Here is a 15,821-nt window from a genome sequence, read left to right as displayed (position 1 = left end):
GCTCAGGACGGCTCGCCGGGCGCGGCCGCGTCTGTCATCGACTCGAGCATCGCGAGGCGCTCGGCGAGAGCGCTCGTGATCTTCTCGGCGAGCCGGGCGACGGTCGCCCCCTCGAACATGTCCTGCTTCGGCAGATCGACGTCGAACGCGTCCTTGATCCGCGAGAGGATCTGGATCGCCAGGAGCGAGTGGCCGCCGAGGCCGAAGAACTCGTCGTGGATGCCGATCGGCCGCCGGCCGAGCAGCTCCTCCCACTGCGAGCACACCACGCGCTCTATCTCGTCGCGAGGCCGCTCGTCGTCGCCGAGGGGCCGCCGGGGGCTCGCGGAGGGCTCGAGCCGGGCGCGGCGCTGCTGCTCGGCGAGGGCCGGGAAGTCGCGCGGCGAGACCACGATCTGCTCGGGCCCGGTGAGGGCGAGGATCTGCTCAAGGGCCTTCAGCCCGTCCTCCGGGTCGATGCCGCGCGACGCTCTCCGCGACGGCGCGGTGAGGGCGGCGCCGGCGCCGCCGTGGACCCGCTGGAGGACAAAGCGGGTGACGTCGGCGATGACCCGCCCCTGCTCGTCGAGCACGGTCACGTCCGCGGAGAGCACACGGCCAGGCTCGGTCTCCTCCCGGCGCAGGCGAACATGGCTGAACAGCCTCGATGGAGTGGGCGCCAGACAGACCACGCGGCCGTACCCCGCGGGGAGGTAGATCCCTCGAGGGTCGAGCACGGCGGTCACCGAGGTGGCCACGTCGAGCAGCGCTGGGTGCAAACCGTACACCGACAGATCCGCCGCGAACTCCGGGTGAAGGCGGAGCTCGGCGAGCGCCTCGTCCTCCCCGACATGGAGCGATTCGATGCAGTCCCAGCGAGGTCCCCACCGGAGCAAGCCGCTCGCGTTGACGGCCTCGAAGAGCTGCCGCGCGGCCGCCGGTCGGCAGCGCCGCCGGATCGACTCGACAGGCGCGTGCTCGCGCGTCTCGTCGAGAGCGGGCGTCCAGGTGCCTGACGCGAGCCGCTCCCTGGCACCGGCGGGGCCCGGAGCGAAGATCGAGAACTCGGTCCGCGTCCCGTTCCGCTCGCTCTCGAGACAGACGTCCTGTGGCGCCCCGTCCTCCACGCGGCAGGGCGCGTGGAAGCGGACCTCATGCAGCGCCACGGCGCCCATCCCTGCGAGCGTGGCCGCGGCCCGCGCCATCTCGAGCAGGGTCGTGCCCGAGACCAGCCCGGCGTGCTTCGTCCGGTGCTCCGCGACAGGCCAGTCGCGCGCCAGGCTGAACCGCTTGTGGAACACCCGCGGTCCGGGCGCCGCGCCGTCCACCCGGTCGATCAGCGGGTGGTGCCCCTGGAGGCTCGACCTCGGCCCAGGCGGCAATGGCCCTGGCCGGGTGATCCCGGCCCGCGCCGCCATCCCGATCTGCTCCCAGCCATCCCACGCGACCGCGAAGCTCGGGTTGCCGGTCGCGCTCTGGTACGCCCCGGCGAAGGCGTCGAGGTACGAATTCGCGGCGGCGTAGTCCGCCTGTCCAATCGCCCCGAGGTGCGAGAACGCCGATGAGAACAGCACAAGGAACGGCTGCTCTCGCTCCTGCCCGAGCTGGTCGGCGAGGTTCCGTGTCCCGGTGGTCTTCGGCGACAGCACCCGGCAGATCTCCTCGTTCGTCCGCGCCTCGAGCGGGCCGGCGCCCGGGATCCCGGCGCCGTGGAAGATCCCGTCGATGCGCCCGAAGCGGGCCCTCGCCTCGGCGAAGACGCGCGCCACGTCCTGCGGCTCGGCCACGTCCCCGGCGGCGACGACGAGCTCTGCGCCCTGCGCCTCCATCCGCCCGAGCGCCTCGAGGATCTCGGCGGTCGCGGCCAGCGCCCCGTCGCGCTCCCGGTAGCTCGGCCACTCCGATCGCGGCGGGAGCGGCGTCCTCCCCATCAGCACGAGCTTCGCGGACCAGGCGCGCGCGAGGTGCTCGGCAAGGCGCAGCCCGAGCCCGCCGAAGGCGCCCGTGATCAGGTAGACGCCCCCACGCCGCAAGCGCGACGCTTCCGCGGCCGGTGACGGAGGGATCGCCTGGAACGCCGGGACCCAGCGCTGCTGCGCGCGCAGCAGCACGAGGTCGTGCTCCGGCTCGCCCGCGAGCTCTCGGAAGACGGCCCGCGCCCACGACGTGGTGGTCTCCCCGTCCCGCGGCGGGATCACATCGACGGCGCGACAGCGGACGCCGGCGAGCTCGTTGCCCAGGCTGCGGCAGAGGCCGACGAGCGCGGCATGGTCCGGCGAAGGGGTCGTCTCGCCGGCGATCGCGTGGGCTCCCCGGGTCACGATCGCGAGCTCGAGCTCCGCCCCTGGCGGCGCGGCGCCGAGGCTCCGCGAGACGGCGCACACGCTGAGCAAGCCCCTCCGCAAGATCGCTTCAGCGCCCTCGACCGGCCCCCCGAGCGCGCTCCACAGGTGGACGATGCGCCCGGGAAAGAGGCCTTGCTGGTCGAGGGTCGAGAGCAGCGCCCGGAGATCCTCCTCGCTGTCAGGGCGCAGGACGAACGCGAGGTCGCCTGACGCAGCGAACGCCGGCCCGGGGCGGGCGGTGATCACGCGAGCGCCCGAGCCGCGGAGTTGCGCTTCCAGCGCGCCCGCGCCCTCGTCTGCGTCGGTGAGGAGCAGCCACGGCGCCCCATTCTCGAGCCGGGATTCCGAGGCGGCCTCGTGGAGGCGAGACCAGCGGAGCCGGAACAGCCGCGCTCCCCCGGTGTCCTCCGCGCCCTCGGGGGCCGTCGTCTCTGCCGCGCCCGTGGACGGCTCCGGCAGGCCGTCCTCGACCACGTGGCGCCTCCGCTCGAAGGGGTAGGTCGGCAACGGGACGCGGCGCGCCCGGGCGTCCGGGAATACCGCCTGCCAGCGCAGAGCCGCGCCGCGCGCCCACAGCTCGCCGGCCGCCTCGAGCAGCACGCGCCGGCCCTTCCCGGCGTCGCCCGGCCCGGGCAGCAGCGGAACGGCCGCGCTCTCCGCGCTGCCCCCGAGCTGCGCGCGCACGAGCGAGGACAACGTCGAGCCGGGCCCGACCTCCACGAACAGATGCGGTCCCTCGCCCTCGAGCGCCGCCTTGACGCCGTCGCCGAAGCGGACCGCGCGCCGCAGGTGGTCCGCCCAGTACTGGGCGCTCCGCGCCATCGAGCCCGTCATCCACCCGCCGGTGACGTTGGAGAGGAGGGGAGTCCGGGGTTCGCGCAGTGGGATCCCCGCCATGACCCTGCGGAACTCGTCCAGGATCGGCTCGGTCGCGGCGGAGTGGAAGGCGTGGGAGGTCTGGAGCCTGCGGCCCTTGATCCCGCGCGCGCCGAGCTCGGCCTCGTACCTCGCGATGGCCGCCTCGGGGCCGGAGACGACGCACAGCTCGGGCCCGTTCACCGCGGCGAGCGACAGCGCTTGCGGCAAGCTCTCGAGCGCCGCCCCTTCGGACAGCGGCACCGCGAGCATCGCCCCGCGCGGCAGCGACTGCATCAACCTCGCGCGCACCGCGACCGCCCGGAGCCCATCCTCGAGCGAGAACACCCCCGCGACGCAGGCCGCCACGAGCTCGCCGACGCTGTGCCCGAGGAGCGCCTCGGCGCGCACTCCCCACGATTCGAGCAGCCGCGCCGCGGCGTACTCGACGGCGAACAACGCCGGCTGAGCGACCTCCGTCTCCCGGAGCTCCTCGGCCGGGCCGTTGAACAGCAGCGATCTCAGATCGCGGCCAAGGAGCGGCCGGAGCCGCTCCGCGCACTCGTCCAGGGTCTCCCGGACGACGGCGTGCTCCTCGTACAGCGACCGGCCCATTCCGGGGTGCTGGCTTCCCTGGCCGGTGAACAGCATCACCACGCCGGCGGCGCCCGTCCGCGCCCCTCGCCCCGGCCTGGGCGCGCGCAGCCGCGCGACGGCGTCGGGCGACGACGACGCGACGACGAAATCGCGGTGCGAGAACCTCCGCCTCCCCTCGAGCAGCGTGAACGCCGCGTCGCGCAAGGAGGTCTCCGGGTGCCCCTCGAGGTGCTCCGCGAGGCGCGATCGCATCGCTGCCAGCGCCGCCTCGCTCCGGGCCGACAGCGCCAGGATCTCGCTCTCTCCGGCGGGGGTCGGCGGGTACGCGGGCCCTTCCTGGAGGACCGCGTGCACGTTCGCCCCCCCGATCCCGAACGAGCTCACGCCGGCTCGCCGAGGGCCGCTGCCCCTCGGCCAGGCGCGGAGCTCCGTGTTCACATGAAAAGGGGAGCTGTCGAAATCGATCTCCGCGTTGGGCCGCCGGTAGTGGAGCGTGGCCGGGATCTGCGCGTGCCGGAGCGCCAGCACCGTCTTGATGAGCCCGACGATGCCGGCCGCCGTGTTCGAGTGGCCCACGTTCCCTTTCACCGATCCAAGGGCGCACCGGTGGAGCGGGGCGGCGGCGCGCCGGAAGGCCTGCTCCAGGGCGCGGATCTCGATGGGGTCGCCCAGCGACGTGCCGGTCCCGTGCGCCTCGACGTAGTCGATGGTGTCCGGCCGGACGCCGGCCACCTCGTGCGCCATCACGATCACCGACGCTTGCCCGTCGACGCTCGGGGCGGTGTACCCGACCTTGGCGGAGCCGTCGTTGTTCGTCGCGGATCCGAGGACGATCGCGTGGATGAAATCGCCCTGCTCTATCGCGTCCTCGAGCCGCCTCAGCACGACGACCCCGACCGCGTCGCCGAACACGGTCCCCGCAGCGTCGGCGTCGAAAGGACGGCAGTGGCCGTCGGGAGACGTCGGCCCGCCCTTCTCGTGGAAGTACCCGCGCCGCTCCGGGAACATCACGGACGCCGCGCCCGCGATCGCCATATCGCACTCGACCGCGCGCAGGCTCTGGCATGCTTGATGGACCGCCGCGAGCCCGGTGGAGCAGGCCGTCTGGACGCTGATGCTCGGGCCCTTGAGGTTGAGTTTGTACGCGACGCGCGTCGTCAGATAGTCCTTGTCGCTCGCGATCAGGAGCTGCATTGCCTCGGAGGACTCAAACTTCTGGAGCAGCGCGCGGTGGTGCGAGAGGAGATACGAGTTCATCTTGGCGCCGGCGAAGACGCCTATCCAGCCGGGGAACCGCTCGGCGTCGTGGCCTGCGTCCTCGAGCGCCTCGTACGCGCACTCGAGGAACAGCCGCTGCTGCGGATCGATCCACTGCGCCTCCCGCTCGCTGTATCCGAAGAAGTCGGCGTCAAACCACTCCGGCCTGTCCAGGCAAGGTCGCGCCTTGACGTAGCCCGGATCCCTCATCTGGGCGCGAGGGACCCCGGCGGCGAGCAGCTCCTCTTCCGTGAAGCGCGCGATGGACTCCCTGCCATCGCGCAGGTTCCTCCAGAACGCCTCTGGATCGTTCGCCTGCGGGAACCGCCCGCTCAGCCCGACGATCGCGATGGCGTCGCGCAGATCTCCGAGGTCCTGCATCGCTCAATCCTCCGGCTTGCCCTGGCGCGAGGCCTGCTCCGGCGTGAACGGCGCGAACGGCGCGAGCCCGCTCCGCTCCAGGCCGCGCTCGCGCTGCCGCCGGGCGCGCGCGGTGATGGCGTCGAACCGGGCGCCCTCCGCCGCGCCCGGCGCGGCCCCGGGCGCCGCCGCATCCTCGCCTTTCGCCGAGGGGGGCGCGTTCACCCCGAGCGTCCTCAGGTACGCCGCCTGCTGGGACACCGTCGGATGCTCGAACAGGTGCACAAGGGGAACATCGCGGCTGAAGCGCTCGCGGAGGCTGCGCGCCATGCTGACGAGCAGGAGCGAATCGCCCCCGAGGTCGAAGAAGTTGTCGTCATGACCGACGCGCGGGCGTCTCAGCACCTCGGCCCAGATGCGGGCGATGGCGCTCTCCAGCCCGTCGCTCGCCACCGCGGCGGGCCTCGCCCTGGCGCGCTCCGCAGGGGGCGGCGCGCCCTCCGGGACTGACCGCTGCGCGGCGCCCTGCGGCGACGCGGCGCGCGTCGCGGCGTCGACCATGGCCGACAGCGCCGCCGACTCGAGGGCAAGCGCCTCGAGGGTGGTGTCCGCGTCCGAGATGGCCCCCCCGACGAGGCCGTGGAGGTATTCGTAGCGCGGGCCGACCTGGAAGAGGTGGGCGACCTGCGCGAAGTCGAATCCGCCCGTCTGACAGAGGCCGATCCGGTGATCCGGCGCCGTCGACTCGAGCAGATGGGCGATGACGCCGGCCTCCATGAGGCACAGATCCCGCGCCCGACTGCCGTACACCGGCTCGATGGCGCCGAGATCCGCCACGAGGTACACGCTGAACGCCGAGCTGTCGAACGCCTGCCCGTTGGGACCCCCGTGGACCGAGCGTTCGATGTGGGCGCCGGGCTGGATCGCGACCAGCTGCTCGCGCTCAGGGTGGAAGTAGTACGTGCCTCCGGGGACCCGCTCGATCCGATCCGGCTTCACATACAGATACACGTGCACCGGATACAGGTTGCCCGCCGAGGCATAGAGCTGCTTGGCGAGCGGATACCCTGGCAGCCTCACCGGAGACAGCTGCCTCAGGAAGCGCGCCAGGCGTTCGAAGGGGATGGGCTCGCTCCGGAACTGGCGATAGCTGCGCCGCCGCGCGAACGCCGAGAGCTCCTCGTCCGTGCGCGCGCGGGCGATCAGGGGGATGGCGGCCCCGGAGAGATCATCGCGCTGCGCCGGCTTGCTCAGCTTGAACTTCAGCCTCGCGATCGGATCCTGCAGCAAGGGGACCTCCGGGTCCGCCCCCGGATCCGCCGCGGTGTCCCGCGGAGGCGCGCCGATCGGCGCTTCCACGCCGGACTCGCGCGCTGGATCCGGAAGGGCGCTGCGATCGACCTTGCCGTTGCTGGTGAGGGGGAGGCGGGCCGTCTCCACGAAGGCGCTCGGCACCATGTACTCCGGGAGCTTCGAGGCCATGAACGCCCGCAGCGCGGGCGCCTCGAGCGCCCGGCCCGAGGTCGAAACGATATGGGCGATGAGCCGCTTTCCACCGCTCGCCGTGCTCCCCACCGAGACAGCGGCGCTCGCCACGTCGGGGTGCTGGAGCAGCGCGGCCTCGATCTCCTCGAGCTCGATCCTGTGCCCTTGAATCTTCACCTGGAAGTCTTCGCGTCCCAGGAACTCGATGTTCCCGTCCGGCAGACAGCGTCCCAGGTCGCCGGTCCAGTACAGCCGCTCTCCGGTCTCCGGGTGTGTCACGAAGCGCTCGCGCGTCCTCTCCTCGTCCCGCCAGTAGCCGCGCGCGAGGCCCATGCCGCCGATGTAGAGGCGCCCGGGCACCCCGTCGGGACATGGCTCCATCGCCCCGTCGAGCACATAGAATCGCTGGTTCGCGAGCGGCGTGCCGTAAGGGATGCTCTTCCAGCTCGGCTCCACGCGGGTGATCGGATAGGCGATGGACCAGATCGACGCCTCCGTCGCCCCGCCGAGGCTCAGCACCGACGCGCCCGGGAACGCCTCGCGGATGCGATCGGGCAGGGTCACCGGGATCCAGTCCCCGCTGAGGAGCACGGCGCGCAGGGGCGCGGGGGCGCCCGGGCGCTCCGCCCTGTGCTCGACGAGCATCTGCATGAGCGCCGGGACGGTGTTCCACAACGTCACGCCGTGCCGGGACATCAGCTCCTCCCAGTGGCCGGGATCGCGCAGCCGGCCCGGCTCGGGCAGCACCACCGCGCCCCCCGCCGCCCACAGGCCGAAGAGGTCGTAGACCGACAGATCGAAGGCGAGCGACGAGAGCGACAGGACACGATCGGACGCGATCACGCCGATGCGCGTGTTCACGTCCGCGAGGGTGTTCACGGCGCCGCGGTGATCGATCGCCACGCCCTTCGGCCTCCCTGTCGAGCCCGAGGTGAAGATGACGTAGGCCAGATCGTCGGGCCGCTGAACGGCCTCGAGGGGCGACTCGTCCTCGGACAGCCCGCCCGGCGCGTCCAGGGGCACGACGATCGTCCCCGCGGGCCACCGGGCCGGCTCCGCGAACCGCGCCTGGGTAAGGACGATCTGTACCTCGCCCTGCGCCAGGATTCCCCAGAGCCGCTCTCGGGGCCACGCCGGATCGACAGGCAGGTAGGCAGCCCCGGACTTGAGGGCGCCGAGCGCCCCGAGCGCCTGCGTTATGCCCTTCTCGCAGGCGACGGCGACCAGGGTATTGGGGCGCGCGCCGCGGCCCCGCAAGGCGCGGCCGAGGGCGTTGCTCTGCCGGTCGAGCTCCTCGTACGTGATGCTCCCCTCGGGCGCGATCACCGCGGGCGACCCGCCGCGGGCCGCCGCGCTCCGGACGAACGCCGCGTGGAGCAGCTCCTCCGGCGCGGCCTGCTGCGTCCGGTTCATCCTGGCGCGCGCCTCCTGCTGCGCGATCGGGAGCGCGACCCTCGCCCGCTGGAGCGCCTCGTCGCCGCGCGCCAGCCGGGTGAGCAGATCCAGATAGGACTCGAGCATCGCTTCGACCATCCCCTCGGGGAAGAGCGCCTCGACGACATCCCAGGAGAACACGAGCTCCCCCTGGTCCTCGGTCACCTGATGATCGAGCCACACCTGCGGCGTCTGGGTGACCATGAAGACCTCCCTCCCGAGCCAGGAGAACAGCGACTGCGGCTCGGCCCCTCCCTGGCCGAGCAGGCTCGTGAACACCACAGGGACGCTCGGCGCGTGTGCCTGGCGGAGCGCCGGGATCGCCCCCGCGCGCCGGTGCTCGATCGCCCTCCAGATCTGGTCCTGGGTGGCGCGCGCCAGCTCGGAGACCGCTTTGCGCCCGCCCACGTCGAAGCCCACGAGCACCACCGTGGTGAAGTCGCCGACGATCTCCGCGACGTCGTCGTGCAGCCGCGGGCGCTCGAACGACGTCAGCGTGAGCGAGAACTCCGGGCGGGCGCTCCACTTCCCGAGCACCTGGGCGAACGCCGCGAGGACGACGGCCGACGGCGTGAGGCGGCTCGCCTTCGCCCGGCTCTTCAGCGATTCCCACGCGGCCCGATCGAGCCGCCCCCTGTGCCGCACGAACCGGGGCGGCGTGACCTCTCGAGGCTTCCTGGCGAGCGGCAGGTCGGGCGCGGGGGGGAGGCTCGCCACGCGCTCGCGCCAGAACGCAAGCGAGCGCTCATGATCCGGTGTCTGTCGATGGCGCTCCGCATCCACGATGCAGTCCCGGAAGGTCACGCCGAGCGGCGGGAGCTCGAGCTCGGGTTGCTCGTAGAAGCGCTCCAGATCGCGCGAGACGATCCCGCAGCTCCAGGCGTCGAGCGCGAGGAGATCCAGGTTGATGTGCACGCGGCGCCGGCCGTCTGGAAGGAGCGACACGCCGGCGTCGAACAGGGGCCATTCCATGGGCGCGAACACGCGGTGGGACAGCCGATGACGGATGTCATCGAGCGCCCGGCCGGCGTCGGACGGCGTCATCGCGCGGAGGTCCCAGATCTTCGGCTTGAAGCGGGGCACCGTCCGTTGCACCCGCTGGAGCCCATCTCCGGTGAACACGGCCCTGAGCATCCCGTGCCGTGCGATGACCCGATTCCACGCTTGTTCGAAGCGCTCGAGATCCAGCCCATCGCACTCCCGCTCGAGGTAGCCGTGACAGCCGACGCCCCCGAGGTCGAAGGCGCTCTCGCGCCCGACCAGATACGCCCGTTGAACGTCGGTCTGGGGAAAGGGCGCTCCCGGGTCGTCGTCGCCTGGGCTGACGACGGGGGCCTCTCCCTCGCGGCCGCCGGGCGAGAGCGGCCCGGCGAGCAGGCGCGACAGCTCGGTCAACGTCATTCCCTCGATCAAGCTCACCGGCGAGATCTGCCTGCCGCTGAGCCCCGCGATGCGCTCCGCGAGCTGGATCGCCTTGACCGACTCGAGCCCGATCTCGACGAGCGGCACGTCCCAGCGCAGCTGCGCGGCGTCCACCTGAAGGAGGTCTCCCACGAGCGCCCCGAGGCGCGCGGTACAGCTCGATCCATTGGGCTGCGCGCCTCCCATCGCGGAGGCTCCGTCCTGAGCCGCGGCCGCGCCGGGCGCGCCATCGCGCGCCATTGCGCCGTGGAACACGCCGAGGGGCTCCAGCTCGCCGCGCAGAAAGGCCGTTTTGCACGCCCTCCGCTGCACTTTCCCGCTCGTGGTCTTGGGGATGCGGCGCGGGGGGAGGAGCACGACCGCGTGCACCGGAAGCCCGAACTGCTGCGCCACGGCGCGCCGAGCGGCGCGCGCGAGCGCCTCGAGATCGATCCCGCGCTGCCCGCGCTTGATCTCCTGGCAGAGGACGATCGCCTCCGGCTCTTCGGCAGGGAGGCTCAACCCATCCTCGAGGCCCACGGAGAACGCTGCTCCCCCGTCGGGCGCAAAGGCCTCGTGGGCGGAGCACACCGCGAGCTCGATGTCCTGCGGATAGTAATTGCGTCCCCGGACGATGATGACGTCCTTGAGCCGCCCTGTGATGAACAGCTCCCCGTCCTGCAAGAACCCGAGATCGCCGGTCCGCAAGAAGCGAAGGTCGCCTGCCCCGCGCAGCCGCGCGCCGAACGAGGCGCTCGTCGCCTCCGGGTTCTTCCAGTAGCCGCTCACCACCGCGCTGCCTTCGACCCACACCTCGCCCACCTGCAGATCCGGCGCGGGCGCTCCGCTGGCTGGATCGACGATGGCGACGCGCGTGCCCGGCAGGGGCCGGCCGCAGCTCACGAGCTCCTGCGCGTCGGACTCCGCGGCGGAGCAGGCGCGCGCCCGCCCCCGTTGCAGCTCCGTGGAGCTCACCGTGACGGCGCGCGGCGGGCGCCTCGGCGAGACGCTGACCCCCAGCGTCGCCTCGGCAAGGCCGTAGGAGGGCCGCAGCGCCTCGGGCCGGAATCCGCTCGGCGCGAAGGCCTCGAGGAAGCGCGCGAGGGTCCCCGCGCGGACGGGCTCGGCCCCGTTGATCACCGTCTTCCACGCGGACAGATCGAGCCGGGCGCGCTGCTCCGCGGTCGAGCTCGTCACGCAGAGATCGAAGGCGAAGTTCGGCGCCGCGCTGTGGTGGCCGCGGTGGCGCGACAGCGCCTCGAGCCAGCGCATGGGCCGGAAGATGAACGACGCCGGAGGCATGCTGGTGCATCTGCCGCCCACGAAGAGCGGCAGCATGATCCCGTGAATCAGCCCCAGATCGTGGAAGTGGGGCAGCCAGCTGACGAAGGTGTCGCCGCGCTCGATCCCGAACCCCTCGGCGAGCATGCGGCAGTTCTGCAGGACGTTGCGATGGCTGACCATCACGCCCTTGGGGCTGGAGGTCGAGCCGGAGGTGTATTGCAGGTACGCGACGTCGTCTGTCGTGCCGCGCGCAGCGCGCGCGCCGCACGCGCGTCCGGCGTCGGCGCCCGAGGAGCACTCCTCCAGCGTGTGAACGGCGAGCCCGGAGCGCGCGGTCGACGCGCTCCGCTCCCGCGGCGCGGCGCTCGCGGTGAGCGCGCACGCAGGGGCACAGTCGGCCGTGACGGCGTCGAACCGAGACTCCGCCCGATTCGGCCGTGGCAGCGAGATGGGGACAGCCACCATGTCCGCCAGCAGGCAGCCGAAGAACGCCTCGATGAACTCGAGCCCAGGGGCGAACAGGAGGAGGACGCGGCTCTTCGGCGGATAATGCGCGCGGAGGAAGGCGGCGATCGTCCTGGCGCGGGCGTGGAGCGCGGCGAACGAGAGCGCCGCCGTCTCCTCCTCGCCTTCGTGGAGATGAACGTACGCAGGCGCGTCGCCGAGCTCTTCCGCGCGGCGAGCGAGCAGCTCTGGCAGTGACGTCAGGGCGCTTCGAGAGCCAGTCAGGTCATCCTGTGCGGCGCTGGGCGCATGCCCAGAAAAAGTCATGCCAAGTGTCACGAACAGTTCCTTTCGATTCAAGCACGCAAGACCCCCTGCGCGCACCCAGGCGCTTCACCATCGAATCGATGCATGTGGCCCGCGGCGCGTCGAAGGCGTCGCGGGAGATGCAGTGTGCGCCAACGGTCGAGGTGATCCACCGGGCTCGGCGTTCGCGCCGCTGCGAGCCCGAGAGGATCGTGGGTTACGGGGAACGCTCGAGCAACGGGCGCAGGTCATGCCACGAAGGAGAGGGCTTGTCTAGCCCACCCATCGACGGAGCATGACGTCTCCTGATGATGCGGAGGAAGCCTGTGGCGCGGTGATGTGCTAGGCGCGCTCACTGCATGATCGCCTCGGAGGGAAGCAATCGTTAAGTAATGTTAATTTATTGTTTAGAACGATGCCGGCCTACGATCCCGGTTGCATGAAGAGATCTCACTCTCGATCTGTCGCAAACTGGCAAATGGTCCGCGCGCGGCGCACAGCCGCTCTCTGGCCGAGCGACAATGGCCTCTCGAAGCGCTGCTCCTGGTCGGACGGCGCGCCGCTGCCCGCGCGCCCGCTGCTCGCGTGCTCGTCGCCCGCGCGCCGGCTGCCCGCGCGCCCGCTCAGCCCTGCTTCGGCGCCTTCATCCGCGCCGGATCCACGCTCACGTCCCGCGCCACCTTGCCGAACGCGATGACGCTCCGGTCGCCGTTCCGCTCCTCGATGACCACGCGCCGCACCGACCACAGCTCCGGCCCCGAGGTCATCTCGAGGCTGCGCACGTGCTTCGCGACCTCCTCGGCCCGCGGCCGCGCCGCCAGCGTGATCCCGTCCGTGTGGCTCGGGATCGACAGATCGTAGCGCGCCCGCAGCTTCCCGAGGTCACCGCCGAGCAGCACCAAGAGGTCCGAGAGCACCGCCCCGAAGCGCCCCGCCGCGCCCCGCCCCGCGCCCGTTGCGCCCTTCGGCGTCGCGAAGCCGAACCCCTCGGGCGTGATCCAGTAGGTGATCGCGTCCGGCGGCTTCAGTTCCCACCGGAGGCGGTCGGGCAGCACCAGCGTCATCTCGCCGTCGCTCTTCACCGCCGTCGCCAGCAGGCCGATGCTCCGCTCCTGCGTGAACGGCGCGACCAGCGTCTTCACCGACGCGCGCGCCCGCGTGATCTCGGCGAGCGCGTCGCCCACCTCGTCCGCGCGCGCGCGGCGCGCGTGGCTGCCGAGCGACAGCGCCCCGCCGCACGCCGCGAGCCCCATCAAAAAAGATCGTCGCTGCATCCTCGCCTCGTCCTCCTCATGTCAGACGAGCGGGCCGCGCTCAATCCGCAATGGGCTTCGGCGTGTTGGGCCCGCTCTCCGGCAGGTCCGGCTTCGCGATGTACTCCTTCGGGAGGTCGCCCGTCAGGCACTTGAGCCACACCACGATCTGCTCGACCTGGGCATGGGACAGGTCCTTGCCGAGCTGGTGCTTGCCCATGAGCCGCACCGCCTCCTGCAGCGACGAGACGGACCCGTCGTGGAAGTACGGCGCCGTCATGGCCACGTTGCGGAGCGTCGGCACCCGGAAGACCATGAAATCGGCCTGCTTCTTCGTGATCTCGAAGACGCCGCGATCCATCGTGTCGGGCCACGACCGCACGAGGCCGAGCTTCTGGAACATCGTCGCCCCGACGTGCGGGCCGAAGTGGCACGTCACACAGCCGACCTCGACGAACGTGTTGAACCCTTCCTTCTCCGCGTTGGTCAGGGCCTCGGGCTCCCCCTCCAGGAACAGGTCCCACCGCCCGCGCGTGATCAGCTTGCGCTCGAACGCGCCGAGCGCCTTCGCGGTGTTGTTGGCGTTGACGGGCCACGGATCGCTCGGGAACGCCCTGCCGAACGCCTTCACGTAATCCGGGATGGAGCGCAGCGTCGCCTCCAGCCGCACCGGCGTCATCGCCATCTCGCTCGGGTTCATCATCGGCCCGTTGGCCTGGGCCTCGACGTTGTCGAAGCGCCCGTCCCACATGAGCGAGAAGAACCCCGCGGAGTTGTACACGCTCGGCGTGTTGCGGCGGCCGCTCTGGTGCGCGTGCCCGATCGACACCTTGGCGCCGTCCGCGCCGTAGCGGTCGAGCGGGTGGCACGAGTTGCACGAGAGGTCGTGGTTCTTCGAGATCCGCGTCTCGTAGTAGAGCATCCGGCCGAGGTTGATCTTCTCGTCCGTGAGCGGGTTGCTCGAGGACGTGATCACCGCCGGCAGCGGGTTGAAGCTCCCGAGCCGCTCCGGATCGATCTGCACGGCCGGCTCGGCCGGGGCCGCGGCGGCCGCGCCCGGCGCCGCGGTGGCCGTGCCCGGCGCCGCGGCCGCCGCCGGCGCGGGCTGCGTCCCGCCGGTCGCCGGGGCCGACGCGGCCGCCGTCGTCTTCTGCACGAGCCAGGCGCCGACGCCGGCGCCCGTCGCCGCGACCAGCGCCGCCGCCGCCACGAGCGGGGCCGCCTTGCTGCGGGGGCGCACGTGGGCGGTCGGCTGATCGCCCGCCACGATGATCGTCTTCTGGAAGGGCACGGCGGCGCCTGAGACCGTCCTCGATGGCGGCGGGCCGTCCGGGAGCCCGCGGATCAGGAGGCCGTGCGGGGTCGCGTGGTGCCCGCTCTGGGTCGCGTAGTGCCCGCTCTGGGTCGCGTGGTGGCCGCCCTGGGTCGTGTGGTGGTGACCGCTCTGGCCGAGGGGCCCGCTGTGCGTGACGTGCTCGGGCCAGCTGCGGGGCGTCCCCACGGGCGTGGGCGGGCGCCGCGTCGAGAGGTCACCGGGGTCCGGCCAGCTGCGGGAGGTGCTCCCGGGCGTGGGCGTGCGGCTGCGAGGCGTCCCCACGGGCGTCGGCGGGCGCCGCGTCGGAACGTCGAGGTTCGGCGGCCCCTGCGAGGGCGGCGGGATGTCGGCCTGCACCGAGTCGGGCAGGGGCCGCAGCATGCTCTCGTGGATCGAGATGCCGTGCGGCAGGAGCATCCGGCACTCGTCGAGCATCTCCGCCGCGCTCTGGAAGCGCAGGTTCCTGTCGATCTGGAGCGCGCGCGCGACGATCTCGGAGACCTCGTAGGGCACCCAGGGCGCCAGGCTCTGGATGGGCGGCGCCGGGGTCGAGCAGATCGCGACGATGAGCTCGCCGAGCCCCCGCGAGTTCCTGTAGGGGGTGCGCCCGGCGAGCATCTTGAAGAGGACGATGCCGAGCGACCAGACGTCGGTCCTGCCGTCGACGTCCCGCATGTTGCGCGCCTGCTCGGGCGACATGTAGATGGGCGAGCCGATCAGGTTGCTCGTGGCCGTGAGCTCCTTCTGTTGCTCGAAGGTGTCGTCCTGGATCTTGGCGACGCCGAAGTCGAGCAGCTTGACCGCGTACTCGCCCCCGTCGCGCCGCGCCAGGAACAGGTTGGCGGGCTTGATGTCGCGGTGGAGGACGCGCGCGTCGTGCGCCTTGATGAGGCCCATGCACGCCTGGGCCACGATGCAGAGCGCGAGCTCGGGCGGCAGCGGGCCGAGCCGCCGGAGCATCTGGTCGACGTCCTCCCCGGAGAGCAGCTCCATCACGAGGAAGGGCAGGCCGGTCGCGCGGTCCCTGCCGCTATCGAGCACGCTCGCGATGTGCTCGCTGTCGATCGCGCCGGCCGCCCTGGCCTCGCGCTCGAAGCGGGCCATCACCGCCTCGTCCTGCGCGAGCTTGCTCGTGATCACCTTGACGGCGACGCGGCGGCCGGTGCCCAGGTGCCGAGCCTCGTAGACTGCCCCCATCCCGCCTTCCCCGAGCAGCCCGAGGATGACGTACCGTTGATCGAGGGTGGTGTTGATCAGGTTGATGTCCGTCATGGTCTGGTCGACCCGGTCGCCGCTCCGATGCCGCGACCTTGGCGCCCCGAATCGCATTGTCGGACGGAAGGTCGCGCTAGGCAATCTTGCGGTAAGGCCACGCCGGACGAGAGGTGTCCCACCTCCGGTGTATGGGCGTGGGAGAGAGGGCACCCCGAAACCACGTCGAAATAATTGCGATTTTGCGTCGGGTGTGTCGCTGCTGCGCTGCGGGGAGGGTCCTCGTGGGCGCGG

General features: G+C 71.9%; 4 protein-coding genes. All 4 read right to left on the bottom strand.

What is annotated here, in order from left to right; translation table 11 throughout:
* Nucleotides 1-2 precede the first annotated feature (2 nt).
* Complete coding sequence (locus tag WME79_RS38255; protein WP_437525325.1) at nt 3-5,414, bottom strand: SDR family NAD(P)-dependent oxidoreductase; 5,412 nt, start codon at nt 5,412-5,414, stop codon at nt 3-5.
* Between the two features lie 3 nt (nt 5,415-5,417).
* Entirely contained in the window at nt 5,418-11,780 is a 6,363-nt protein-coding gene (locus WME79_RS38250) for an amino acid adenylation domain-containing protein (RefSeq protein WP_437525323.1), read from the bottom strand.
* 590 nt (nt 11,781-12,370) lie between these two features.
* Nucleotides 12,371-13,021: a LolA family protein gene (locus WME79_RS38245; protein WP_437525322.1), complete on the bottom strand. Its 651-nt coding sequence runs from the start codon at nt 13,019-13,021 to the stop codon at nt 12,371-12,373.
* A gap of 40 nt (nt 13,022-13,061) precedes the next feature.
* Nucleotides 13,062-15,587 (bottom strand): cytochrome c peroxidase, encoded by a 2,526-nt coding sequence (locus WME79_RS38240; RefSeq protein WP_437525320.1) that lies wholly within the window; start codon nt 15,585-15,587, stop codon nt 13,062-13,064.
* Nucleotides 15,588-15,821: the final 234 nt, after the last annotated feature.

The organism is Sorangium sp. So ce726, assembly GCF_051521405.1.
Classification (GTDB): domain Bacteria; phylum Myxococcota_A; class Polyangia; order Polyangiales; family Polyangiaceae; genus Sorangium.
This window is presented reverse-complemented; position numbering and strand designations above follow the sequence as displayed.